The sequence below is a fragment of the Paraburkholderia sp. SIMBA_054 genome, assembly GCF_046534875.1.
Taxonomy (GTDB): domain Bacteria; phylum Pseudomonadota; class Gammaproteobacteria; order Burkholderiales; family Burkholderiaceae; genus Paraburkholderia; species Paraburkholderia hospita.
Genome location: NZ_JAWRXV010001856.1, coordinates 1 through 230, shown reverse-complemented (window position 1 = coordinate 230; position 230 = coordinate 1). Strand labels below are relative to the sequence as shown.

Genomic DNA, 230 nt, shown 5'->3' with positions numbered 1-230 from the left:
CGGCCACCGCGATACTCGGCGGCGCGGCGCCGATGATCCTGCCGCTATGACTACGCTTTTCGACGCTGCCCGGCAGATGCGGCTTTCCGCGCCGGCGAACGCCCGCCTGGAACCAGGCATGACGCCGCGCGCCGCCGTACAGACGCTGCTCGACGACGGACTCGCCGCCGACGCGCTGAGCCTGCTCGCGCGCCTCTTGCCGCGTCGCTACACGGTCGCGTGGGTATGTC

The 230-nt window shown here is 71.7% G+C and carries 1 protein-coding gene; it reads left to right on the top strand.

Translation table 11 applies throughout. The annotated features are described in order from the left end of the window. Window positions 1-46: 46 nt before the first annotated feature. Window positions 47-230: DUF6931 family protein (locus SB822_RS61470; RefSeq protein WP_410859715.1), on the top strand; the 184-nt coding region annotated here is incomplete at its 3' end.